Genomic DNA, 23,296 nt, shown 5'->3' with positions numbered 1-23,296 from the left:
CGACAGAGAACGAGGGAGAGAGACCATGAGGACGACGCGCAAGGTAAGCGACACACTCGCTCTGGGACTGCTGCTGCTGGCGGCCGCGCTCGCCGCCATTGCCGTGGCGGACGCCGGGGAAAACAAGCGCCTGGAACTGGTCGTTGCCCAGGACGACGGCGGGGAGGCGCTCGTGCTGCGCCTCGATAGCGCTGAACTCGGCTACGACCCCTTCGAACTCGTGGAGGGCGAAAACCGCGCACTCACGCTGGACGACGGCCGTTCGGCACTGATGACCCGCACGGCCGACGGTCTGCGCATCGATGTGGACGGCCGGGAAATCGAGATTCCGGCGCCATCGCACCTCGCATGCGCCGGAGAAGAAGACTGCGGCAATATCGAGATCGAGGAACGCACCATCGGCAGCGCCGATTCCGGCCAGGAACGCCGCATCGTGGTCCGAAAAGAGATCAGATCGGAGACGACGCGGACGAAAACACCCTGACGGCGGCCTTTCAGCTCCACGCGCAGGCGTGGATATGGCTGATCTTCTGCCGCTGGGAGTAGCGGTAGAACTTCCTGAGCTCGCCCATGACGTCCTCACCGGCATCGTGCAGGCGGGCGCCGATGCGGCGGCAGAATCGCCCGGCGTAGTCGTTGGCCAGACGGTAGCGCTCGCGCTCCTCATCGCCGAGCTCGCGGTCCAGCGACATCCGCTCGAACAGGAGATGATGCAGCCGTGAGGCCACCGCCCGCCGGCCCTGCTCGCGGGCCAGCAGCACGGTGCTCACGAATTTGTCCACCTCGGCCTGAAGCTCCAGCTCCAGCAGCGTGACCTCGCGCCGCGCCGTGGCGTTGTGCACCACGTAATTGAAGTGGCTGATGCCTTCCACCGCAGTCCAGAGGTCGTCGAGGTCGTCGTCGTCCAGCTCGTCCAGCGGGTTGCGCTCTCTGAGCCGCGCCAGCAGGGCGTCGTCCAGGTACAGCGTCAGCGAGACCTCGTCGCCGTCGTGGCGGAGCAGCAGGCGCTCGTCCAGATGCCCGCGGGCACCGGGCGGCGTCAGGGCGCCCGCGGTGGCCGCATCGGTGACCAGGAAGTCCTCGATGGCCAGCCCGTGCTCGAGCTGGTAAAGCGCGGCGAGGCGTTCCTGCAGATCGGTGACGCGCACGGCTCAGTGCCGGGTGCCGGGACGGCTGTCGGACAGCGGCTCGATGCCTTCGCGGCGCAGGAGTGCCTCCGCCCTCTGGCTGCCCGTCTTCAGCCAGACCTCGTAGAGCCGGAGGATGTCGCGGTCCTGGCTGGTCCGCGCCGATTCGCTGACCTCGTTCAGCACGTCCACCATGACCTGGAACTTGCGCGCGAGCTCCCCGAAGATCGCCGAGAAGGCCCGGCCCCGTATGCTGCCGCGCATCTCGTCGGACAGCGAGCCGTAGGCGCTGCCGCCCATGTAGATGTAGTAGTCGAGATCCACCAGCTTCTCGGCCAGGCTGTCGGCGAAACAGCCGGCGATGAACAGCGCCACGTCGCCGAGACGCTGCAGCGCGAACTGACGTTCCTCCAGCGTCGGCGCGTCGACGGCGTCGCGCATCATGATGGCCAGCGGCTTCAGCCCGTAGTGGCCGCCGGCGTCCTCGTACAGCGCCTCGGAGCGCGAATACAGGGTAAGCAGGTTGACGACGTAGTGAGTGGCGTGAGGGTCAATCTCCACCGACTGGCGGGAGACCACTTCCTCGATGCTTTCGTGGAAATATTGCTGCAGGTTGCTGACCGGGATGACGGTGCCCCGGCCGTCCAATCGTTGCCCGGGGCTGAAGCCCCTCCTACCCCATTTTTTTTGCATGCGCCACACCTCCTCGACTCGCGCGAGCACGATATCGGCCGGCCTGGCGAATGAACTCCACGTCCACTTCGCACAGAGGTGTGCGCAGGGCCTGAGCGAAGGCTCATCCCCCGAGCCAACCGCGCAATCCCAGTTTCGGACCGAAACCGGGCGGTTGTCGTGACCGGCTTCACGTCTGCCCCCCGTGACAGCGTGAAAGGATTCACAATTCCGGCCTAACCAACCGCCTTTATATTAATCAGAGTCGGCCGGCAGACGTCAATAACTCCGTAGGAGGGCCTTCAGGCCCGACCCGGCCCTGCGAGACCCCCGTTCTTTCGTGGCCGTCATGCGGGGGTATCCATCTTGCTCCCGACAAAAGGTCGCGGCGATGGATACCCCCGCATGACGGCCGCCTCGGGGTGGCGTGAAGGGCCTGCCGGTCAGAAGCGTCAGCTAACGTGTGCCAGGCGTCTCGGCTACGGGCCCGCCAGCGGCCGGGGTGGACTGCGGGGGTCGTCCGGGCCGACTGGAGCCAGGACGACGGGAAGGAGGCCCGGCCGAAGCGAAGGAGGACAGGACGTCCGACTGAGCGTCCCCAGCAGTCCACCCCGGCCGCTAGCGGGCCTACGCCAAGAGAACCTCATCGGGCCTGAAGGCCCTCCTACATTTTTTGCGCGCGCATGAAATCCAGCGTCAGCCCGGTGAGGAGTTCCACGCCGGTGACCAGCGCACTCTCGTCCACGTAGAACAGCGGCGAGTGGTTGGAGGGTGCGGTCATCGGGTCCTCGCCCGGCGGCGTGACGCCCAGGAACAGGAACAGGCCGGGCGTGCGCTGCGCGTAGTAGGAGAAGTCCTCGGCACCCGTGATCAGCGGCGCCTCGATCACGCGGCCCTCGCCGGCGACGCGCACCACGGTGTCGAGCATGTCGTTGGTGAGCTCCGGATCGTTGACCGTCACCGGATAACCGAGGTCGATGGTGGTCTCCGCCGTCGCCCCGTAACTCTCCGCCGTAAGCCGTGCGGTGCGTTCCAGCTTCTCGTGGATGGACTTGCGGATGTCCATGTCGAAGTTGCGGATGGTGCCGATCAGCGTCACTTCGTCGGGGATGATGTTGTTGCGGATGCCGCCCTCGATGACGCCGAAGGAGAGCACCGCCGGCGCTGCGGTGATGTCCACCTGGCGGCTGACGATGCTCTGGGCGGCGGTGACGATCTGCGAGGCGACGACGATCGGGTCCACACCGCCCCAGGGACGGGAGCCGTGGGTCTGGCGGCCGCGCACCAAGATCTCGAAGCGGTCGGCGCTCGCCATGGCCGGGCCGGCCCGGTAGCCGACCATGCCCGCTGGCAGCATGGAGCTGACGTGCAGGCCGAACACGGCCTCCGGCAGACGTTCGTCGAAGATGCCCTCTTTCAGCATCAGCTCGGCGCCGCCTTCCTCACCCTCCGGGGCGCCTTCCTCGGCCGGCTGGAAGATGAACATCACGGAACCGGGCAGCTCGTCACGCACCGCCGTCAGCGCCCGGGCGGCCCCGAGCAGCATTGCCATGTGGGTGTCGTGGCCGCAGGCGTGCATCACGCCTACCTCGCGGCCCCGGTAGGTGCCCTTCGCTTTCGAGGCGAACGGCAGATCCACGCGCTCGGTGACCGGCAGGGCGTCCATGTCCGCGCGCAGCGCCACCAGTGGCCCGGGCTTGCCGCCCTCGAGATGCGCCACCACGCCGGTGTGAGCGATACCGGTCTCCACCTCCAGCCCCATGGCACGGAGCTCCTCGGCCACCTTCTTCGCGGTCTCGAACTCCCGGTTGCTGAGCTCCGGATGCTCGTGGAAGTGGCGCCGCCACTCGATCACCCGGGGCTCGGCGGCCCGCGCCTCGGCCTTCAGCGTGTCGGCGAGTTCCGCGCTCGCCAGAGCGGGCGCAAAGGCGATCAGTGCGAGTATGAGAAATCGGTTCCGGCGCATGGTGGGTCCCCCGTGGTTTCGGCTCGGATCGGCCTAGTCTACCAGCGAGCGCCGGCAGCGGAGACTCACCACATGCCGCGCAGCCTGCCGGCCACGTCGATGCGCCGGTCGCTCGTGCAGAGGCCGCCGCCGTCCCCCGTGCCGGGAGCGGCATGGAATACCAGTTCCAGCGTGCCGAGCACCCGCTCGGTGAGGAAGCGGCTGCGCGCGCCGTAGACATGGCGGTCGCCGTGGCGGTGCTGCTGGGTCACGTGGTAGCGCAGCGGCGCGATCAGGTGCAGGTCACGCTTGGCCCGGGTCATGGCCACGTACAGCAGGCGGCGCTCCTCCTCGATGAGCTCGGGGCTCGCCGTGGAGAATTCGGAGGGGAAGCTGCCGTCGGAGACGTTCAGGATGAACACCGAGTCCCACTCCTGGCCCTTGGCCGAGTGCACCGTCGACAGGATCAGGTAGTCCTCGTCCAGCAGCGGGTCGCCGGACAGGTCGCCGGTGGACTGGGGCGGGTCCAGCGTGAGCTCGGACAGGAACCGCTCCCGGGTGGTGTACTTGCCGGCGATCCGCTCCAGGTGTTCGAGGTCCGCCGAGCGCGGTTCGGCAGCATCGTACAGGCGCTCCAGGTGCGGCTGGTACCAGCGGCGCACCTCCGCCACCTGGGTCTGCCACGCGCCCGCGGCCGGCTGGCCGGCCAGCGAGCGCATCAGTTCGGCCAGCGCCGGCCAGTCTTCCCGCGCGGCGGCCGGCGGGCGGAATGCCGACAGCGCCGACAGCGAATAGTCGGCCGCCGCCACGTACTCGTAGCAGCGCCCGGCGTGGGCCGGACCCATGCCCTCCAGCAGCTTCAGCACCCGGAAGGCCGCCACCCGGTTCTTCGGGTTGTCGGCCCACTTCAGCACCGCCAGCATGTCCTTGACGTGGGCGGCCTCCAGGAACTTGAGCCCGCCGTACTTCACGTAGGGGATATTGCGGCGGACGAGTTCCAGCTCGAGCCGGTCGCTCGAATGCGCGCCGCGGAACAGCACGGCCTGCTGCTTCAGTTCCAGGCCCGCCTCCCGGTTCGCCAGCACCCGGCCGACCACGTAGTCGGTCTCCGCGTCCACGTCTTCCACGGTGACGTAGCAGGGCCTCCGCCCGGAGCCCTGCTCCGACCAGAGCTGCTTGTCGTACTGCGCCTCGCCCTCGGCGATGAGCGCGTTGGCGGCATCCAGGATCGGCTGCAGCGAGCGGTAATTGCGCTCCAGGGTGACCACCCGCGCCGGCGGCGCGTAGCGTTCCGGGAACGACAGAATGTTCTCCACCTCCGCGGCGCGGAAGGAATAGATGGACTGGGCGTCGTCGCCCACCACCGTGACGCCCTCGCCGCGGGGCTTGATCGCGTGGAGGATCTCGGCCTGCAGCACGTTGGTGTCCTGGTACTCGTCCACCAGCACGTGGTCGAAGCGTGCACCGATGGCCGCCGCCAGCTCCGGGTCAGACACCAGGTGATACCAGTAGAGCAGCAGGTCGTCGTAGTCCAGCGCCTGGTGCTGCTGCTTCGTCTCGACGTAACGGCGGAAGAGCTCGCGCAGCTCCTGCTCCCAGTCGCCGCACCAGGGATAGGACGTGCGCAGGCAGTCGCCGATGTCTTCCCGGGCGTTGACGCAGCGGGAATAGATGGCGAGACAGGTGTCTTTCTTCGGGAAACGCTTTGCCTTGGCGCTCAGGCCCAGCTCGTGGCGCACCAGGTCCACCAGGTCCGCCGCGTCGCCGCGGTCCAGCACGGAGAACGCGGGGTCCAGCCCGACGTTGCGGGCATAGTGTCGCAGCAGCCGGTTGGCGACCGAGTGGAAGGTGCCGGACCAGGCGAACCGCACGGCCCGCGAGTCCTCGGAGAGCCGGAGCGAGCGGCGCACGATGGCCCGGGCCCGGCGCAGCATCTCCTCCGCCGCCCGCCGTGTGAAGGTCAGCAGCAGGATGCGGTCGGGATCGACGCCCTCGATCACCAGGTTGGCCACCCGGTGGGCCAGCGTCATCGTCTTGCCGGTGCCGGCGCCGGCGATCACCAGCAGCGGTCCGGCGCGGAAGCCGCCGCCCGCCGCGCGCTCGCCCCACGCCGCCGCCTCCCGCTGGGCCGGATTCAGGCGGGCCAGATGCTCGGGCGGCGCCGCCGCGGCGTCCGCCGGTGGCTGGTTTTCTGCAACCGTATCTTTCATCGCGCGGGTTCATCGGCCGCACCCGTGGGCCACGGATCGTCCCGGAATCGTCCCAGGACGGTCCGGGTATGGTCCGAGGATCGTCCACGGACAGGCCACGGCTCGGCGGCTTACTACTGTATCAGCGTACAGTAGTGGATGGATCACCAGCTGTCGAGGGCCGTCTCAGTCGAGCATGAACTCCTCGATGGCGCCGGCGAGCGCCTCCGGCTGCTCGAAATGCACCATGTGTCCGGCGCCCGGGATGGTGAGCTTGGTGAGCCGGGGGAAGGCGCCGAAGGCGTTGTCGGCGTCCACCCAGCGCATGTCCGGCGAGCTGAAATCGGTGTTGCCGCCGATCACGAACAGCACCGGCGCCGTGACGGCGTGCCAGCAGGCCTCGGCCTCGGCGCGGCGGTAGAGCACCGGGTTGCGCAGTTTGTGGGCCGGGTCCGCCCTGAGCGTGACCTTGCCGTCCTCGTCCACCTCGGCCCAGCGCTCGGCGACGAACAGCGCCCGGTCGTCGGCCAGCGTCGGGCTGCGCTTCTTCACCCGCTCCGCCAGCTCCTCGAAGCGATCGTAGCGCGAATAGCGCTTGTTGCGGCTCTGGTCCTCGATCCATTCCCGGTAGCGCTTGGGCGCGTCCGCCGGATCGCCGTTGCGCAGGCCGAAACCCTCGATGTTCACCAGCCTGGCGATCCGCTCCGGCATCACGCCGCCGTACAGCGAGAGGATATTCGCGCCCATGCTGTGGCCGACCACCCGGGCGGGCTCGTCCGGGCTGTAGACGGCCAGCAGCTCGTCCAGGTCCGCCAGGTAGTCGGGGAACCAGTAGCCGTAGGTGCGGTGCCGGGACTTGCCGAATCCGCGCCAGTCCGGCGCGACGACGAACCAGTCGCGCTGCAGCGCGTCCACGACGAACTGGAAGGTGGAGCCGGCATCGCCCCAGCCGTGCAGCAGCACGAGCAACGGCGCGTCCCGCTCGCCCCAGAGGTTCACGTGGTAGGTTACCCCTCGGATCTCGTGACGGGCTGCATAGCGCGGGACTCTCGGACGGTAACGGTCGGGCATGGTATTCCTGTGCACTGGACTGGGCGGGGCCGGCGGCGAGTGTAAGCGCTCGGCAAGGCCCGGGGAAACGTTGACGCGCGGATGCGGTTGCGGCAGACGGAGGCACCGTGATTCACAAAGGCTATGCGAACGTGCCCTGGGGCCAGGTGCACTACCGGGCGGCCGGCAGCGGCCCGCCGGTGATCCTGCTGCACGACTCGCCGCGCTCCTCCGTGCTGCACGAGCCGCTCGTCGAGGCGCTCGCCGACCGCTGGACGGCCATTGCCCTGGACACGCCCGGCTACGGGGATTCCGATCCGCTGGCGACGGCCGCGCCGGACATCGGCGACTTCGCCGACGCGCTGGCCGCCACCCTCGATGCGCTGGCACTGCCCGCATGCCCCGTGTACGGCTACCACACCAGCTCCAAGATCGCGCTGGAGTTCGCCGTGCGCCATCCGGGCCGGGCGTCGCTGATCGTAATGGACGGGCTGTCGGTGCCCGTCGAGCCGGTCCCGGACGCCTTCATCGAGCGCTACATGGCGCCGTTCCGGATCACCGACGACGGCGCCTACCTCGCGACGACCTGGGCCCGGACGCGGGACCTGCACCGCTTCTTCCCCTGGTTCTCCCACACCGCGGAGCACCGCCTCGCCATGGAGCTGCCGCCCCCGGAGGCGCTGCACCGCTACGCACTCGACCTGCTGATGGCAGGCACGCATTACCCGGATGCCTATGCCGCGGCAATGCGCTACGACCCGGTGCCGGCCCTCGGCCGCGTGCAGGACCCGGCGGTGGTGATGTGCCGGCGGGACGACGTGCTCTACTCCCATCTCGAGCGTTTGCCGGAGACCCTGCCCGAGGGAGTGCGGCGCGAGCCGCTGCCCGCCGACCGCAACGTCTGGCGCGCCCGGCTCCGGGAGCTGTTCGCGAACCACGGCGACTACGTGGCCGGCGTGCGCCTGCCGGGGCTCGGCGAGGTCGCCGGCCGCCCGGGTCCCGCCCGGAGCTACTGGCAGGCACGGGAAGGGCAGCAGTTGCGGCTGCGCTTCCATGGCGAGCCCTCGTCGCGGCATGCGCCGGTGCTGCTGCTGCCGGAACTGCCGGGCAGTGCGGCGAGTGCAGCGCCGCTCGCCGACGCGCTGGCCGCCGACCGCCGCACGCTGACCCTGGATCCGCCCGGCTGCGGCGAGTCCTCGGCTGCCGCCGACCCCGGACCGGAACGATTCGCCGCCGACCTGCTGCATCTGCTGGAGGAACTCGACTGGCCCCGCGTGGACGTCGTCGCCACATTCACGGCCGCACCCGTCGCGCTGGAGCTGGCCCGCGCCGGCGGCGAACGAATCGGCCGCCTCGTCTTCGAGGGCGTGCCCGTCGCCGGCCGCGCGGAGCGCGAGGCACTGGCCGCCGACTACTGCGTGCCGCTCACGCCCCGCCCGGACGGCGGCCATCTGCTCGCCGCCTGGACCATGCTGCGGGACCGGGAGCTGAACTGGCCCTGGTACGGGCGGGACACGGCGAGCATCCGCCGCCGCACCCCGGACCTGGACCCGGGCCGGCTGCACGCCCAGACCGTGGACCTGCTGCGCCAGCCGGCCCACTACGGCGCGCTCGCCGCGCGCTGCCTGGCACGGGACGTCATCGGCACCCTGTCCGGGCTGGAGCAGTCCGCGCTGTTCATCGCCGATCCGGACGACGTCCGCGACCGGGGTACCCGCGAGGCGGCGGAACGCTGCCCGCGGGCGATGCTGGCCGAGGCAGGGCCCGGCGTGCATGCCAGGGCCAGCATCATCCGGTCCTTCCTCGACTGACCGCGGCCCTGTGCAGGGCCGGCCCGAGTCGCTAAAGTACCGCCTGATCCAGGTGAAGGAATGACATGACCACAGGCGTCGTAATCAGCGGGACCGGACTCTGGGTACCGGAGCAGGGCATCGACAACGACGAGCTGGTGGCCGCCTACAACGCCTGGGTCGACCGCTTCCTCGAAGAGAACGCCGAGGCCGTGGCCGCCGGCGAGGTGGAGGCGCCGGAGAAATCCAGTCCCGAGTTCATCGAGAACGCCTCCGGGATACGCCACCGCTACGTCTATACCCGCGAAGGCATCCTGGACCCGGAGCGCATGTGGCCGGTGTTCCCGGAGCGCAGCGAGGACGAGCTTTCGATCACGGCCGAGATCTCCGTGGCCGCCGCGCGCCAGGCGCTGGCGAGCGCCGGCCTCGAAGGTGGCGACATCGACGCCGTGATCCTCTCCTGCTCGAACCTGGAGCGGCCCTATCCGGCGCTGGCGGTCGAGGTGCAGCATGCCATCGGCGCGGGCGGCTATGCCTACGACATGAACGTGGCCTGCTCGTCGGCCACGTTCGGCCTGCAGAACGCCGTGGATGCCATCGCCGGCGGTTCGGCCAGGCGGGTCCTCATGGTGAACCCGGAGATCACCTCGGCCCACATCAACTGGCGCAGCCGGGATGCGCATTTCATCTTCGGCGACGTCTGCACGGCCGTGGTGCTGGAGCGCGCCGACGAGAGCCGGGCGGAGGAGCGCTGGGAGGTGCTGGGGACGAAGCTCGCCACCCTTTATTCGAACAATATCCGCAACGACTTCGGCTTCATCAATCGCGGCCCCGAAGCCGATTTCCTCGACAGCGGCAAGCTGTTCCGCCAGCAGGGCCGCAAGGTCTTCAAGGAGGTCTCGCCCCTGGCGGCCGATCATATCGGCGAGCACCTGCGCGCCAGCGGCCTCGACATGGCGGACGTCGGCCGCTACTGGCTGCACCAGGCCAACCTGAACATGAACCGGCTCGTGGTCAAACGCCTGCTCGGCCGCGATGCGGGAGAGGACGAGGCACCGGTCGTGCTGGACGAGTTCGCCAATACCGCGTCCGCCGGCTCCATCATCGCCTTCCACCGCCACCGGGAAGGGCTCGGCGCCGGCGATGTGGGGGTGATCTGCTCCTTCGGCGCCGGCTACTCCATCGGCAGCGTCATCGTGCGGCGACTCTAGCCGCCACGACAGGGAGGTCGGATCCGAGCAAATGACCTTCGAGATCGCGCTGGTCCTCGCCATCCTGGCCGCGGCCCTCGTCCTGTTCATCGGCGAGTGGATCCGCATGGACGTGGTGGCGCTGCTCGTCCTCGGCACGCTGGCGATCACCGGGCTGGTCTCTCCCGACGAGGCCTTCAGCGGTTTCTCCAACACGGCGGTGATCACCGTCTGGGCCATGTTCATCCTCTCCGACGGGCTGACGCGCACGGGCATCGCCAACGTCATCGGCCGCCAGGTGATGCGTCTGGCCGGGCGGCGGGAAGTGGCGATGATCGTCGTGATCATGCTCACCGCCGGCTTCCTCTCCGCGTTCATGAACAATATCGGCGTTGCCGCGCTCATGCTGCCGGTGGTGGTCGACATCGCCCGCCGCACGCGGGTGTCGCCGTCGCGGCTGCTGATGCCCCTGGCCTACGCCAGCCTGCTCGGCGGCCTGATGACCATGATCGGCACGCCGCCGAACCTGCTGGTCAGCAACGCCATGGCCGGCGGCGGCTACGAACCCTTCGGCCTGTTCGACTTCACCCCCGTCGGCGTCGTGGTGATGCTCGCCGGCACACTGTTCGTCGCGCTCGTCGGCCGCCTGTTCCTGCCGAGACGCAAGACCCAGAAACGCGAGCGCGGCCGCAGCCAGCGGGCGTTGCGATCCCAGTACAAGCTGGCCGAGCGCACCTTCACGCTGCGCATCCCCCAGGACTCGATGCTGGTCGGCAAGACCCTCGGCGAGAGCCGCATCACGTCGGCCGCCGACCTGGTGGTGCTCGCGCTGCAGCGCTTCGGCCGCAGCGAGACGCTGCCCAACCGTCAGACCACGCTGCGCGCCGGCGACGAACTGCTGGTGCAGGGTCAGCTGGACCGCTTCAGCGAACTGCGCCGCCTGAGCGACCTGGTGATCGAGCGCGAGGCGCCGGTGCTGCAGTCCATGGTGGCGGAACAGCTCGCCCGGGCGGAGGTGGTGGTGGCGGACTCCTCGCCCCTGGTCGGCGACCTGGTGGCCCACGTCGGCTTCCGCCAGCGTTTCGGCGCGGACCTGCTGGCCATCCAGCGGCGGGACCAGCCGCCGCGGCGCACCAACCTCGCCTACGTGCCGCTGCGCGCCGGCGACCGGCTGCTGCTGCAGGGGCGCAAGGAGACCATGGAGGGTCTGCACGAGGTCAGCGACTTCGCCGAGGTGAGCCTGCTGGACGCCGACGAGGTCACGAAACGCTACGGCGCCGACGACCGCCTCTTCGTCGTCCGCGTGCCGCGGGAATCCGAACTCGCCGGACGCAGCCTGGGCCGCACCCGGCTCACCGACGTGTTCGACTTCAAGGTGCTCGCCACCTTCCGGGACGGCAATCTCGAACTCTTGCCCGGACCGGATACGGAACTGGCGGGCAGCGACCTGCTGCTGATCCAGGGCGAGCCGGGCGACCTTGACGTGCTGCGGGCGCTGCAGGGGCTGGACCTGGACTCGAAGCCGTCGATGAAGCTCTCCAGCTTCGAGTCCCGGCGGCTGGCCATGCAGGACGCCACCCTGGACCCGCGCAGCTCGCTGGTGGGCAAGAGCGTGGCGGAGCTGAACTTCCGCGAGCGCTACGGCCTGGAGCTGGTCGGCATCTGGCGCAACGGCGCGCCGGTCGAGGAGGATCTCCGCGACGTGCGGCTGGCCCTCGGCGACGCGCTGCTGCTGGTGGGGCCGCGGGAGAAACTGGAACTCCTGGAGCGGGACCCGGACTTCCTCGTGCTCACCCCTCTCGGCAAGGCGCCGCCGGATACCCGCCGCGCGCCGGTGGCCGCCGGCATCATGCTGGGGGTGGTCACCAGCGTGCTGGTCGGCTGGCTGCCCATCCAGATCGCCGCCGTCTTCGGCGCCACGCTGATGGTGCTCACCGGCTGCCTGAACATGGAGCAGGCCTACCGGGCCATCGAGTGGCGCGCCATCTTCCTCATCGCCGGCATGCTGCCGCTGGGCACTGCGATGCAGGAGACCGGCGCGGCCGCCTGGATCGCCGGCCACGTACTCTCGGTCACCGGCGAAGCCGGCCCCTGGCCCGTGATCTTCTCGCTCTATGCCATGACCGCGATATCGACGGTGGTGATTCCGCCCGCGGTGCTGGTGGTGATCATGGCGCCGATCGTGCTGTCGGCGATGGCGGACATGGGCCTCGCGCCGGAGACCGCGATGATGGCCATGGCCGTCGCGGCGGCAGCGAGCTTCATGAGCCCCATCTCCCACCCTGCCAACATCCTGGTGATGGGCCCGGGCGGCTACCGTTTCGCCGACTACCTGCGGGTGGGCGTGCCGCTCACCCTGGTGGTGTTCGCGGTGGTCATGGTCGTGCTGCCCCTCATCTGGCCGCTCAGGCCCGCCTGACCGTCACGGCAGCAGCACGGTGGAGCCCGTGGTCCGCCGCGCCTCGAGATCCCGGTGCGCCTCGGCGGCCTCGGCCAGCGGATAGCGCTGGTTCACCTCGATCTTCGCGGCACCGCTGCCGATCACCTCGAACAGCTGGCCCGCCGCGCCGAGCAGCGCCTGCCGCGTGGAGATGAAGTCGAACAGCACGGGCCGGGTCACGTACAGCGAGCCCCGCTTCGCCAGTTCCAGCGGCGCGAAGGGCTCCACCGGTCCGGAGGCATTGCCGAACGAGACCATCACGCCGTGGGGCCGCAGGCTGTCCAGCGAGGCGTAGAAGGTATCCCGGCCCACCGAGTCGTAGACCGCCGCCACGCCCTCGCCGCCGGTGAGCCGCCGCACCTCGCCCGCCAGGTCGTCGCTGTCCGCCATCACGATGTGGTCGCAGCCGTGCGCGCGTGCCAGCTCCGCCTTGGCGTCGGTGCTCACCGTGCCGATGACGGTGGCGCCCAGCTGCTTGGCCCACTGCACGGCGATCAGGCCCACGCCGCCCGCCGCCGCATGCAGCAGCACGGTGTCGCCCGGGCGCACCGGGTAGCTGCGCTTCAGGAGATACCAGGCCGTCAAACCCTTCAGCATGGCGGCCGCCGCGGTCTCGTCGCCGATGGCGTCCGGCAGCGGCACCAGCAGGTCGGCGGCGATCAGGCGCGCCTCGGAATAGGCGTCCGGCGGCCGGCCGGTGTAGGCCACCCGCTGACCGATCCCGAGGCCCTCGACGCCGTCGCCCAGCGCCTCCACGACGCCCGCGGCCTCGCTGCCCAGCCCGCTGGGCAGTTCCAGCGGATAGAGCCCGGAGCGGTGATAGGTGTCGATGAAGTTCAGGCCGACGGCACTATGGCGCAGCCGCACCTCGCCGGGACCGGGCTCCCCGACCTCGACGTCCTGCCACTGCAGCACCTCCGGCCCGCCGAACTCCTCGATGCGTATCGCTTTGACCATCTTACCCTCCGGCCCTCTCGTCACTGACCTTTCTTCGCAGCCGGCGAGTCTAGCAGGGGATGACGGAGACGGATTAGGCGGCGCCGGCCGCGGCCCTTAGAATACCGGCCAATACCGGGGAATACCGTGCCGGGGAGCGCCGCGGCGGGCGGGCGCGCCGCCGGCCGCAGCAACGCAAGCGAGGAGGCATCGTGGGCAGAGTCGACAACAAGGTGGCGCTGGTGACCGGCGCCGCGCAGGGTCTGGGCGCGGCCATCGCGCGGATGCTGGCGCGGGAGGGAGCGCAGGTGGCGCTGACCGACATCAACTCCGCCGGTGCCGAAGAGCAGGCCCGCGCCATCAACGACGAGCGCGAAGGCGCGGCGCTGGCGCTGGAACACGACGTCACCGACGAGGCCCGCTGGCAGGCAGTGATCGCCGAGACGGTGGACCGGTTCGGCGGCCTCAACATCCTGGTCAACAACGCGGGCATCGGTTCGATGTCCAGCGTGGAGGACGAGACCTGGGAGAACTGGCGCCACGTGCACGCGGTGGATCTCGACTCCGTGTTCTTCGGCTGCAAGTACGCCATCCCGAAGATCGCGGCCTCGGGCGGCGGCAGCATCGTCAACATCTCCTCCATCTCCGGCATCATCGCCGGCCACAACATGGCAGCCTACAATTCCGCCAAGGCGGCCGTGCGGCACCTGTCCAAATCCGTCGCGCTGCACTGCGCGCGCAGCGGCAACGGCATCCGCTGCAATTCGGTGCATCCCGTGTTCATCGACACGCCGATCCTGACCGGCATGCTCGATGCGGTGGGCCGGGAGAAGGGAATGGACAAGCTCACCCGCCAGATACCGCTGGGCCGCATCGGCGACCCCGACGACGTCGCCTACGCCGTCCTCTACCTCGCCTCCGACGAATCGAAGTTCGTCACCGGCGCCGAGCTGAAGGTGGACGGCGGCATCAGCGCCATGTGAGCGGCGCCGGAGGATAGCCGGATGAGTGAGACGGTACTCGTGATCGGCGCCGGCCATGCGGCCGGCCAGCTGGTGAGCACGCTGCGACACAAGGGCTATGACGGCCGCATCGTGCTGGCCGGCGAGGAACCCTGGGTGCCCTATCAGCGCCCGCCGCTGTCGAAGAAATACCTCGCCGGCGAACTCGAGCGTAACCGGCTCTACTTCAAGCCCCCCGGCTTCTACGAGGACGCGGAAGTGGATCTGCGCCTGTCGACGCGGGTGGCCGCGCTCGACACCGCGGCGCGCCGTGCCGAGCTGGAGAGCGGCGGCAGCGTCGACTGGGACCACTGCGTCATCGCCACGGGCAGCCGGGTGCTGAGGCTGCAGTCCCCCGGCGCCGACCTGCCCGGCATCCACTACCTGCGCACCATCGACGACGTGGACGCGATCCGCGCGCACTTCGCGCCGGGCGCCCGCCTGGTGGTGGTGGGAGCCGGCTACATCGGGCTGGAGGTGGCCGCCGTCGCCGCGGTCGCCGGACTGGACGTCACCGTGCTGGAACTGGCCGGACGGGTGATGAGCCGGGTGGTCTCGCCTCCGGTCTCCGACTTCTACGAGGCCGAGCACCGCCGTCACGGGGTGCATCTGCGCCTCGGCGAGGGGGTATCCGGCTTCGAGGGCGACGGCCGGGTGGAAGCGGTGGTGACCGCCGCCGGCGAGCGGGTGGCGGCGGACTTCGTGGTGGTGGGCATCGGCATCGAGCCGGTGACCGAGCTGGCAGCGAACGCCGGGCTCGCCTGCGACGACGGCATCCTGGTGGACGAGTACTGCCGCACCCGCGCCGACGGCGTCTACGCCGTGGGCGACTGTACCCGCCACCCCAACGGCATCTACGGCCGCCAGCTGCGGCTGGAATCCGTGCACAACGCACTCGAGCAGGCCAGGACCGCCGCCGCCGGCATCTGCGGCGAGCGCACGCCGTACAACGACGTGCCCTGGTTCTGGTCGGACCAGTACGACCTCAAGCTGCAGATCGCCGGGCTGTCCGAGGGCTGCGACCAGACGGTCGTGCGAGGCGATCCGGCCGCGCGGTCGTTCGCCTGCTTCTACCTGGCCGAGGGCCGGCTGCTGGCGGTGGATGCCGTGAACAGCCCGCGGGAGTTCATGCTCTCGAAGCCGCTGATCGCGGCACACGCCACGCCCCCGGCGGAGGCGCTGGCCGACCCGAACGTATCTCTGAAGGACCTGCAGGCTGCGGTCACCGGCGATAGGCTATAGGAGTCGGCCATAGTAGTCGGCGACAGGGGTCGACGACGGCAGTCATCACCAGCCATCAACGATAGCGAGGAACGATGAAAGTATCCGAAGCGCTGGACTCGCGTCTGTCGGTGCGGGCCTTCCTGGACAGGCCCGTGCCCGAGGAGACGGTGCGCGAGATCCTCGAGCGCGCGAGTCGTGCGCCCTCGGGCGGCAATCTGCAGCCCTGGCACGTGATCGTGCTCACCGGCGCGGCGCGGGAACGCCTGCTGGACGCGGTCGCGCGCAAGATGCCTCACTCGCCGAAGGGCGAGGGCACCGAGTACAACATCTATCCGCCGGAGCTGAAGGAGCCGTACCGCACGCGGCGCTTCCGCATCGGCGAGATGATGTACGAGAAGCTCGGCATCCCCCGCGAGGACAAGGCGGCGCGGCTGATGCAGTTCGCGCACAACTACCGCTTCTTCGGCGCGCCCGTCGGCCTCCTGTTCACGATCGACCGCAGCATGCAGGAGGGCCAGTGGGCGGACCTCGGCATGTTCATCCAGAGCATCATGCTGCTGGCCCGTGAGTACGGGCTGGACACCTGCCCTCAGGAAGCCTGGGCGGTGTGGTACCGGACCATCGGCGAGCTGTTCGAGATCCCCGAGGAGCACATGTTCTTCTGCGGCATGGCGCTCGGCTACCGGGACCCGGACGCGCCGGTGAATCAGCTCCGCTCGGAGCGCGCCCCTCTCGCGGAGTTCGCCCGCTTTATTCGGGACTGACCGGACCGTCCTGGCCACCCCGGCCGGCCGCGCCGGTAATCGCGACCAGCAGCGAGCCGTCGGCCGCGAGTCGCCCGTCGCGCAGCGACAGCGACTGCACCGACAGCGATTCCCTCGCCTCGCCCCGGGTGCCGGCGAAAACCCCGGCGCCGCCGGTCATGACGGCCACGCGGCTGGGCCGGGGCCCCACCGTGATGTCGCCGTCGAAGCTGCCCTGCCAGGTGCCGTCTTCGGCGCGCCACGCCGGCACGAGCACTTGCCGTGCCAGCGGCCACAGGTTGTCGACCCCGTCCACGAACAGGGAACCACGGCCCGCGAGGTGCAGATTCCAGACGCTGTCCGCCAGCAATTCACCGGTCAGCGGCCGGGTGCCGGAATCCAGCGTGGCGAAGCGCACGCCGAAACCCAGCGCTCGGCCGTCCACGTCCCGCAGCACCAGCAGCCGCGCCTCGGTCCACGCCAGCGCCGGCTCCCACAGCGTCTCGGCCGACGCGGGGACGGCGGCGAGCAGGCCGTCGGGCGGCCCGGTGCGCGCCACGGTGTCGACGGCCGTGTCGTAGAACACCTCCACCGAGGCGTCCGGCGCGGCCGTCAGCGGCACCCGCGGGTTCTCCTGAACCAGCGGATTGTAGTAGAGCACCAGGATTACGAGCACGGCGCCGCAGAGGACACCGGCCAGCAGCGAGAGAGCGTACTTCATGGCGCGGCCCTCCCCGGGGGTGTGCCGATCTGCGTCAGCGTCAGTATCTCGATATCGCCGACCAGGCGGCCCTCGGCGTCACGGCCCGAAACGTCCCACTCCTCGCTGAAGCTGCCGAAGAAGCCGGCGAACTCGCCGCTGCCCCCGGCCACGTCACCGAGGATCCTGAACATCGGCGACGTCGGCGACGGCGCGGCCGGGGCAGCGGCGGCGCCGGCCGTTGCCGTTGCCATAGCCGTTGCATGTGGCGAGACCTCGGGACCGGCCGCCGTGAGGAACAGCGCACCCCGCGCCGGGAGCATCAGCGTCCAGTCCGTGTACGCGGCATCGCCGCCGCGGACGCGGCTCGCCAGGCCGATGACCTTGCCGGAGGCGTTGCGCAACCGGTAGATCTCCACCGCACCGTCGCCGGCGGCCTCGGGCAGGGCGAGTCCCGTCGGCACCGACGGTGCCGCGCTGCCGGCCGTGGCGGCACCGAGCACCCGGTCTTCCGGAATCTGGATGTGGAAACTCTCCGTGCGGCCCCCGTTCCTGGCGACGCCCGACTCCGAGGCGAAGCGCACGGGATCCACGAACGGATACCAGCCGGCGAGCCAGACGGCTCCGCCGATACCGAGCAGCAGACCGAGCAGGAATGTTTTCTTCAACGGGCTCTCGCGCCTCCGGGTTGCTGGCGGACCGGCCGTCGGACCCGACGGGCCGGATCGCTGGATTTTAGGTAATCTGTGCCGCGGGAGGTCGGCGACTTGGACAAATTGTGAACCAGCACACAATTCGAGGCCCCGATCGCCGAACCGGTGCCCGATATCGGGGAAACTCCGGCCTTGACTGTCACCCCACGGACGCCGGGCCCCGGCCGGCGGCGCGCTCGAAGCCCATGCACAGACCGATCCTGCTCCTGTCGCTCCTCTCGCTACTGTCGGTTGCCCCGGCGCTCGCGCCGTCCGCTGCGGCGGCGGACGTCACCATCCTCCACCACGAGTCGCCGCAGGGCTGGGCCTTCGAGGCGCAGCCTGCGGGCGGCGGGATGCTGGATTTCACCGCCTTCGGCCGCAGCTGGCGCCTCGAACTGGCGCCCAACGCCAGGCTGTCTGCAGCGCTCGGGCGCAACGCTGCCGGGCGTGACGGCGGTGTGGAGCTCTATCGCGGCCGCATCGCCGGCGCGCCGGGCTCCTGGCTGCGCCTGACCCGCGGCGGGGACGGCCGCTGGGCGGGCCTGATGTGGGACGGCATCGAACTCTACGCGCTCGAGTCCGCCGCCGCGCTCCCTGTGGCGGACACCAATGCCGATGTCACCGCCGATGCCGGCGGCGCGCCAGTAGTATTCCGGCTGGCGGACATGCGCCTCGCGCCGGACGCCCTCGGCTGCGCCGTCGCCGACGGGCCCGCCTTCCCTGCGGGCAGCGCCAAGGCCGGCTTCGACGGGCTGGTGCGGGAACTCGCGAAGACCGTCGAGAGCGAGATCGACATCGCCGTGCTCGCCGACGCGGACTTCACGGCCCGTCACCCGGACCCGGTGGCGGCACTGGCCACGCGGCTGAACAACATCGACGGGATCTTCTCGGAGCAGGTGGGCGTTACGATCAACGTCACCGACTTCCGGGTCTTCACCGCGGCGAACGACCCGTTCACCGACTCCACCGACCCGACCACGCTGCTGGCCGACCTCGGCAACTACAAGTCCGGTCAGCCCGATTTGCGGAATCTCGGTCTGGTGCATCTCTACACCGGCAGGGACCTGGACGACAGTACCGCGGGCATCGCCTACACCCGCGCGCTCTGCAGCACGCGCTTCGGCGCGGGGCTGAGCGAGGGCCGCCGCACCGTGACCACGGACAGCCTGATCGGTGCCCACGAGATCGGCCACAACTTCGGTTCGCCCCACGACGGGGAAGACGGCTCGGCGTGCGAGAGCACGCCCCAGGATTTCCTGATGGCGCCGCGGCTGAACGGCAGCTCCACGTTCTCCGCCTGCAGCCTGGAACAGATGGCGCCGCAGGTCGCATCCGCCTTCTGCCTGAAGGCCCTGCCCGACGCGGACATGACCATCACCGCGACCGTCTCCCCGGCGACGGTGCTGGAAGGCGGTATCGTCGATCTCGAGCTGACCGCGAGTAATCTGGGCACGGCCACGGCGGAGCTGGTGTCCATGAGCGTCGACCTCCCGACGGGCGTGAGCCTGCGCGACGCCGGCTCGCTCTGCACGGCGGCGGCGGGCGGCGCGGAGTGCACCATCGGCACGGTGGCGGCGGGCGGCTCGGCAACGGCGAACCTGACTCTTGCCGCCGCCGGCGCGGGCGCGCTCAACCTGGCGGCGGAGGTCCGGGCAGACAGCGACACCCAGCCGTCCAACAACACGGCCACCGCGGCGCTGCGCATCGACCCGGCTGCGGATCTGGGCATCGCACTGCAGGCACCCGCCTCCCTCGCCCGCGGCGCCCGCGCCACGCTCGCGCTGACCGTCACCAACGCATCTGCGCGCACCGCCACCGGAGTGGTCGTCACGGCCGGCATCCCGGCCTTCCTCGAGCCGGCGGCGACGCCCGGCACCGCGGACTGCACCGTCACCGCGGGCACGGTCCGCTGCGAGGCGGCGGCTCTTGCCGGCGGCGACACGCTGGCCATCGACCTGACGGTCGACGCGACACGGGATGGCAGCGGTACGGTGGAGGCGACCGTGAGCGCAACGCAGGGCGACCCGGACGAGGGCGACAACACCGCCAGCCGCAGCATCGAAGTCAGCAGCACGGCCGCCGCGACCAGCGCTGGCGGCGGTGGCGGCGGCCACGGGCTCTGGCTGCTACTGCTGGCGGCGGGTTGTCTCGGCGCGGGCCGGCGGAGCGCGTGAGCCGGACCGCGATGCAGCCCGGCCGCACGGCAATCGCCGTCCACGGCGGCGCCGGGCTCGTCCGCCGCGAGGACCTGCCGCCCGACCGGGAAGCCCCCTACCACGAAGCCCTGCGCGAGGCGCTCTCGGCCGGTCACGAAGTGCTCACCGCCGGTGGCAGCGCGATGGACGCAGTGACCGCGGCGGTCGTCGCGCTGGAAGACGAGCCCCTGTTCAACGCCGGCCGCGGCGCGGTCTTCAACCACGCCGGCGGCCATGAGCTGGACGCCTCGATCATGGACGGCAGCAACCTGGCGGCCGGCGCCGTGGCCGGAGTGTGCCGTGTGCGCAACCCGGTGCTCGCCGCCCGGGCCGTGCTGGAGCATACCCCTTACGTGCTGCTGGCGGGCGAGGGCGCGGAAGCCTTCGCCCGCCAGCAGGGGCTCGCGCTGGTCGAACCGGACTGGTTCTCGACCCCCCAACGCCGCGCCGAGTGGGAACGCGCCCGTGCGGCGGCGGGGGCCGACAGCGCGGCGCGCCCGGAGGAGTTCAGCCTGGGCACGGTCGGCGCCGTGGCGCTGGACGGCGGCGGCAACCTGGCGGCGGCCACTTCCACGGGCGGCCTCACCAACAAGCGCTGGGGCCGTGTGGGCGACACGCCGGTGATCGGCGCGGGCACCTGGGCGGAGAACGGCGTCTGCGCGGTGTCGACCACCGGCGACGGCGAGTACTTCCTGCGCACGGCGGCGGCCCACGACGTGGCCGCGATGATCCGCTACGCCGGCGCCGGGCTGGCCGCGGCGGCCCGGCGGGTGGTGGGCGAGAAGCTGCGCTCGCTGGGCGGCAACGGCGGGCTCATCACCCTCGACGGGGCGGGTATGCCCGTGTTCGAGCAGAACTGCCCGGGCATGTACCGGGGCGGCATCGACTGGCGGGGGCGCGTGACCACGGCGGTGTTCGCCGGCCGATCCTGACCGGCGGCCGGGCGTCCGGCCGGTTTCCGCTGCGGCTCCTGCCTAGACGCCGGCGCTCGCGTAGTAGCGGGCGACGTGCTCCTCGAAGCTGATGGTCTCGGACGCCTCGAGCTCGCGCTGGCGCTCGCGGGAGCGCCGCGCCTCTTCCTCGAATTCCGCCTGGCGGCGCTCGTTCACCGGCTGCAGCGTGCGGAAATACGACTTGTGGCTGCGCGCCGCCTCCAGCGCGAACTCGAAGAAACTGGCGCCGCTCTCCACCAGCTCGGCCACCAGGCGAGCGGAAGGCGTGCGGTCCGGGTCTTCGACCAGCTCCCGCTGGTGGGCCAGCGTATCGCCGTAGGGGGTGCCATCGAGCCCGCGGTCGAGGATCTCCGCCACTGGCGCCATATCGGCGAGGATGTCGGCGGCCCAGTCGGCCAGCAGGACGCCGCGGCCGTCGCGCTTCAGATACAGGCCCGGGTCCCGACCCGAATGAGCGGTGGCGGTCTGGTTTGCGCCGGCCTCTGCCAGCGCCTCTTCGTCCAGGAGCGGGCTGTCCTTCAGCAGACAGTAGATCAGGAAGCATTCGACGAACCGCAGCTCGTTCTGATTGACGCCTACCGGATCGAAGGGGTTCAGGTCCAGGGCGCGCACCTCCACGTACTCCACGCCGCCGCGCAGCAGCGCCGCCGTGGGCCGCTCGCCGGAGCGGGCCGTGCGCTTCGGCCGGATCGGGCTGTAGTACTCGTTCTCGATCTGCAGGATGTTCGCGTTCAGCTGCCGGTGCACGCCGTCCACCAGCAGGCCGATGCGCTCGTAGTCCGGCTCCGGGGTGTTGATGGCGGCGTCCAGATCGGCGACGTAACTCGACAGGTCGTTCAGCGAGATGTTCAGCTTCGCCTGGGTACGATTGCTGTAGCCGAAGTCGCTCATGCGCAGCGAGGTGGCGTAAGGCTCGAACAGCGTCTCTGCGTCGAACTCCGGGATGGTCGGGTAGTCGTCGGCGAGGAACGACTTGCACATCGCCGGCGAGGCGCCGAACAGGTAGAGGAGCAGCCAGCCCTCGCGGCGGAAGTTGCGCAGCAGGCCGAAGTAGTGGGCGGAGCGGAACGCGTCCGCCGGCCCGGCGTCGCCTTCGTGCTCCTGATACTCGTGCCAGAAATGCTCGGGCAGAGAGTAGTTGAAGTGCACCCCCGAGATCGTCTGCATGACCCGGCCGTAGCGATACCCGAGCCCGCGCCGATAGACCTTCTTCATCCGGCCGACGTTCGAGGGGCCGTAATCGGCCAGCGGGATGCTGTCCTCGTCGCCCACCCGGCAGGGCATGGAAGTGACCCACAGCAGTTCGTCGCCGATCTGCCGATAGGCGAACTGGTGCACGTCGCACAGAAACTGAACGGTCTCCCACAGCGCGGGGAAGGCGGGCGTCACGAACTCGATCAGCGCCTCGGAGAAGTCGGTGGTGATATAGCGGTTGGTGAGCGCGGAACCCAGACCGCGCGGATGGGGCAGTGGCGAGATGTAGCCTTCGGGCGTGACGCGCAGCGACTCCTTCTCCACGCCCTTGCGGCCGCCGCGCAGCAGACCCGCCGTGCTGGAAGCGGCGAGGCGCTCCAGCCGTTTATCGAGTTTTCGATCCACCGAGCCCCCTCGAGCCCCAGCAGCAACCTGGCTCCGCGCTGACGGACGCGCCGTCCGGCGGACCGGGCCGCTGCGGCATGCCGCGACAAGCGGGAGAGTCTAAACCGACAGCGCGACGCGCCGCCAGCCGTGAGACGGGTACGGCCGGATCAGGGCGCGATCCAGTCTCCCGCCCAGCCCTGGCCGCAGTCATGACCGCAGCCGTGGTCGCGGTCATCGCCCCGGTGCCGGCCACCGTTACCGGCAGGGCCCGCGCGCCGGAAGCGCGCACGCCGGTGCCCGTCGGCGGTGAGGTGCAGCCAGTCGATGCGCTCGATGCCCGCTGCCACGACGGCGAAGTTCCCGCGCCCCGGCTCCGTCTCCTCCGGCTCCGGCCGCCTCTCGCGCAGCCCCTGCGGCAGGGTGGAGCCGGCACTCGCCAGCACGGCACCGGGTCCCGGCTCCACGAGGTAGCAGCGACGGGATCCCGCGGCACTGGACCGCCAGCGCTCGTCTGCCAGTGCATCCCCGGCATGCACCCTGGCCCACCCCTCGAGGCGGAGCTGTACCTTGCGCCCCGGGTCGTACAACAGCCAGCTCACCGGCGCATCGGCCCCGATCTGCCGGACCTTCGCCGAACGGACGTCGGTGTGGCAGAGCACCCGGCCGGCCTCCCGGTCGGCGTCCCGCAGCACCACGGTCCGCAGGTGGGGTTCGCCGTCCTCGACCGTGCCCAGCACGGCCGTATGGAAGGGACTGCGGGCGGAGCCGGCGCCCTCCTCCAGGTAAGCCCAGCATTGCTGCAGCAGCTTCTCCAGATGTTCCGGTCGGTCGGTTTCCATGCCAATCCCCGTCGGTGTGCCGACGC

General features: G+C 70.3%; 19 protein-coding genes. 9 read left to right on the top strand and 10 right to left on the bottom strand.

Going from position 1 to position 23,296, the window contains the following annotated elements:
* The first annotated feature begins 25 nt into the window (after positions 1-25).
* Positions 26-484 (top strand): hypothetical protein, encoded by a 459-nt coding sequence (locus ACJMK0_RS04295; RefSeq protein WP_405235844.1) that lies wholly within the window; start codon positions 26-28, stop codon positions 482-484.
* A gap of 10 nt (positions 485-494) precedes the next feature.
* Here ACJMK0_RS04295 and ACJMK0_RS04290 read toward each other — a convergent pair whose 3' ends face one another.
* The 5 genes from ACJMK0_RS04290 to ACJMK0_RS04270 form a co-directional block, all read right to left on the bottom strand.
* Positions 495-1,148: a hypothetical protein gene (locus tag ACJMK0_RS04290; RefSeq protein ID WP_405235842.1), complete on the bottom strand. Its 654-nt coding sequence runs from the start codon at positions 1,146-1,148 to the stop codon at positions 495-497.
* Between the two features lie 3 nt (positions 1,149-1,151).
* On the bottom strand, positions 1,152-1,820 hold the full coding sequence (locus ACJMK0_RS04285) for a hypothetical protein (protein ID WP_405235840.1): 669 nt from the start codon (positions 1,818-1,820) through the stop codon (positions 1,152-1,154).
* A 643-nt stretch (positions 1,821-2,463) separates the two neighbouring features.
* Positions 2,464-3,765, bottom strand: a complete 1,302-nt coding sequence (locus ACJMK0_RS04280; protein WP_405235838.1) for an amidohydrolase — start codon at positions 3,763-3,765, stop codon at positions 2,464-2,466.
* A gap of 65 nt (positions 3,766-3,830) precedes the next feature.
* Positions 3,831-5,954 (bottom strand): ATP-dependent helicase, encoded by a 2,124-nt coding sequence (locus ACJMK0_RS04275; protein WP_405235836.1) that lies wholly within the window; start codon positions 5,952-5,954, stop codon positions 3,831-3,833.
* A gap of 165 nt (positions 5,955-6,119) precedes the next feature.
* Positions 6,120-7,004, bottom strand: coding sequence for an alpha/beta fold hydrolase (locus ACJMK0_RS04270; RefSeq protein ID WP_405235835.1), 885 nt, complete (start codon positions 7,002-7,004; stop codon positions 6,120-6,122).
* Positions 7,005-7,111: 107 nt separating this feature from the next.
* On the opposite strand from ACJMK0_RS04270, the gene ACJMK0_RS04265 reads away from it, so the two are divergent.
* From ACJMK0_RS04265 to ACJMK0_RS04255, 3 genes are all read left to right on the top strand, one after another.
* Positions 7,112-8,794 (top strand): alpha/beta fold hydrolase, encoded by a 1,683-nt coding sequence (locus tag ACJMK0_RS04265; protein WP_405235833.1) that lies wholly within the window; start codon positions 7,112-7,114, stop codon positions 8,792-8,794.
* Between the two features lie 65 nt (positions 8,795-8,859).
* Positions 8,860-9,984 carry a beta-ketoacyl-ACP synthase III gene (locus ACJMK0_RS04260; protein ID WP_405235831.1) on the top strand — a complete coding sequence of 375 codons (1,125 nt, stop codon included), beginning with the start codon at positions 8,860-8,862 and terminating at the stop codon, positions 9,982-9,984.
* Between the two features lie 31 nt (positions 9,985-10,015).
* The gene (locus tag ACJMK0_RS04255; RefSeq protein WP_405235829.1) at positions 10,016-12,382 is read left to right on the top strand and encodes an SLC13 family permease; all 2,367 of its coding nucleotides are present in this window, start codon (positions 10,016-10,018) and stop codon (positions 12,380-12,382) included.
* 3 nt (positions 12,383-12,385) lie between these two features.
* Here the strand turns inward: ACJMK0_RS04255 and ACJMK0_RS04250 are convergent, their stop codons facing one another.
* Positions 12,386-13,360 carry a quinone oxidoreductase family protein gene (locus tag ACJMK0_RS04250; protein WP_405235827.1) on the bottom strand — a complete coding sequence of 325 codons (975 nt, stop codon included), beginning with the start codon at positions 13,358-13,360 and terminating at the stop codon, positions 12,386-12,388.
* Between the two features lie 191 nt (positions 13,361-13,551).
* On the opposite strand from ACJMK0_RS04250, the gene ACJMK0_RS04245 reads away from it, so the two are divergent.
* From ACJMK0_RS04245 to ACJMK0_RS04235, 3 genes are all read left to right on the top strand, one after another.
* Positions 13,552-14,322 (top strand): SDR family oxidoreductase, encoded by a 771-nt coding sequence (locus tag ACJMK0_RS04245; protein WP_405235825.1) that lies wholly within the window; start codon positions 13,552-13,554, stop codon positions 14,320-14,322.
* A 21-nt stretch (positions 14,323-14,343) separates the two neighbouring features.
* A complete protein-coding gene (locus ACJMK0_RS04240) occupies positions 14,344-15,582 on the top strand; it encodes an NAD(P)/FAD-dependent oxidoreductase (protein ID WP_405235823.1) in 1,239 nt (412 codons plus the stop codon).
* A 74-nt stretch (positions 15,583-15,656) separates the two neighbouring features.
* Positions 15,657-16,328: a nitroreductase gene (locus tag ACJMK0_RS04235; RefSeq protein ID WP_405235821.1), complete on the top strand. Its 672-nt coding sequence runs from the start codon at positions 15,657-15,659 to the stop codon at positions 16,326-16,328.
* On the opposite strand, the gene ACJMK0_RS04230 is transcribed toward ACJMK0_RS04235, so the two are convergent.
* Together ACJMK0_RS04230 and ACJMK0_RS04225 are read right to left on the bottom strand one after the other, a co-directional pair.
* A complete protein-coding gene (locus tag ACJMK0_RS04230) occupies positions 16,315-17,028 on the bottom strand; it encodes a hypothetical protein (RefSeq protein ID WP_405235819.1) in 714 nt (237 codons plus the stop codon). The genes ACJMK0_RS04235 and ACJMK0_RS04230 overlap by 14 nt on opposite strands.
* Positions 17,025-17,675 (bottom strand): hypothetical protein, encoded by a 651-nt coding sequence (locus ACJMK0_RS04225; RefSeq protein ID WP_405235817.1) that lies wholly within the window; start codon positions 17,673-17,675, stop codon positions 17,025-17,027. The genes ACJMK0_RS04230 and ACJMK0_RS04225 overlap by 4 nt, the downstream gene beginning before the upstream one ends.
* 230 nt (positions 17,676-17,905) lie before the next feature.
* Here ACJMK0_RS04225 and ACJMK0_RS04220 point away from each other — a divergent pair, with 230 nt between their 5' ends.
* Both ACJMK0_RS04220 and ACJMK0_RS04215 read left to right on the top strand, forming a co-directional pair.
* Positions 17,906-19,876 (top strand): zinc-dependent metalloprotease family protein, encoded by a 1,971-nt coding sequence (locus tag ACJMK0_RS04220; RefSeq protein WP_405235815.1) that lies wholly within the window; start codon positions 17,906-17,908, stop codon positions 19,874-19,876.
* Between the two features lie 11 nt (positions 19,877-19,887).
* Entirely contained in the window at positions 19,888-20,829 is a 942-nt protein-coding gene (locus tag ACJMK0_RS04215) for an isoaspartyl peptidase/L-asparaginase (protein ID WP_405237890.1), read from the top strand.
* 42 nt (positions 20,830-20,871) lie between these two features.
* Here the strand turns inward: ACJMK0_RS04215 and gshA are convergent, their stop codons facing one another.
* Both gshA and ACJMK0_RS04205 read right to left on the bottom strand, forming a co-directional pair.
* Entirely contained in the window at positions 20,872-22,449 is a 1,578-nt protein-coding gene (gene gshA / locus ACJMK0_RS04210) for a glutamate--cysteine ligase (protein ID WP_405235813.1), read from the bottom strand.
* Positions 22,450-22,598: 149 nt separating this feature from the next.
* Positions 22,599-23,270 carry a pyridoxamine 5'-phosphate oxidase family protein gene (locus ACJMK0_RS04205; protein WP_405235811.1) on the bottom strand — a complete coding sequence of 224 codons (672 nt, stop codon included), beginning with the start codon at positions 23,268-23,270 and terminating at the stop codon, positions 22,599-22,601.
* Between the last annotated feature and the right edge of the window lie 26 nt (positions 23,271-23,296).

The organism is Lentisalinibacter orientalis (assembly GCF_040706535.1).
Taxonomy (GTDB): Bacteria; Pseudomonadota; Gammaproteobacteria; order Steroidobacterales; family Woeseiaceae; genus Lentisalinibacter; species Lentisalinibacter orientalis.
Note: the sequence above shows the minus strand (reverse complement) of the source record. Positions and strands in the feature narration are given on the sequence as shown.

Excerpts from the sequence above, each read along its gene's own strand:
- ACJMK0_RS04205 (WP_405235811.1), bottom strand. The coding sequence starts at position 23,270 with ATGGAAACCGACCGACCGGAACATCTGGAGAAGCTGCTGCAGCAATGC.
- ACJMK0_RS04250 (WP_405235827.1), bottom strand. The coding sequence starts at position 13,360 with ATGGTCAAAGCGATACGCATCGAGGAGTTCGGCGGGCCGGAGGTGCTG.
- ACJMK0_RS04285 (WP_405235840.1), bottom strand. The coding sequence starts at position 1,820 with ATGCAAAAAAAATGGGGTAGGAGGGGCTTCAGCCCCGGGCAACGATTG.
- ACJMK0_RS04295 (WP_405235844.1), top strand. The coding sequence starts at position 26 with ATGAGGACGACGCGCAAGGTAAGCGACACACTCGCTCTGGGACTGCTG.
- ACJMK0_RS04260 (WP_405235831.1), top strand. The coding sequence starts at position 8,860 with ATGACCACAGGCGTCGTAATCAGCGGGACCGGACTCTGGGTACCGGAG.
- ACJMK0_RS04240 (WP_405235823.1), top strand. The coding sequence starts at position 14,344 with ATGAGTGAGACGGTACTCGTGATCGGCGCCGGCCATGCGGCCGGCCAG.
- ACJMK0_RS04230 (WP_405235819.1), bottom strand. The coding sequence starts at position 17,028 with ATGAAGTACGCTCTCTCGCTGCTGGCCGGTGTCCTCTGCGGCGCCGTG.
- ACJMK0_RS04270 (WP_405235835.1), bottom strand. The coding sequence starts at position 7,004 with ATGCCCGACCGTTACCGTCCGAGAGTCCCGCGCTATGCAGCCCGTCAC.
- ACJMK0_RS04220 (WP_405235815.1), top strand. The coding sequence starts at position 17,906 with ATGCACAGACCGATCCTGCTCCTGTCGCTCCTCTCGCTACTGTCGGTT.
- ACJMK0_RS04235 (WP_405235821.1), top strand. The coding sequence starts at position 15,657 with ATGAAAGTATCCGAAGCGCTGGACTCGCGTCTGTCGGTGCGGGCCTTC.
- ACJMK0_RS04275 (WP_405235836.1), bottom strand. The coding sequence starts at position 5,954 with ATGAAAGATACGGTTGCAGAAAACCAGCCACCGGCGGACGCCGCGGCG.
- ACJMK0_RS04215 (WP_405237890.1), top strand. The coding sequence starts at position 19,888 with ATGCAGCCCGGCCGCACGGCAATCGCCGTCCACGGCGGCGCCGGGCTC.
- ACJMK0_RS04280 (WP_405235838.1), bottom strand. The coding sequence starts at position 3,765 with ATGCGCCGGAACCGATTTCTCATACTCGCACTGATCGCCTTTGCGCCC.
- ACJMK0_RS04255 (WP_405235829.1), top strand. The coding sequence starts at position 10,016 with ATGACCTTCGAGATCGCGCTGGTCCTCGCCATCCTGGCCGCGGCCCTC.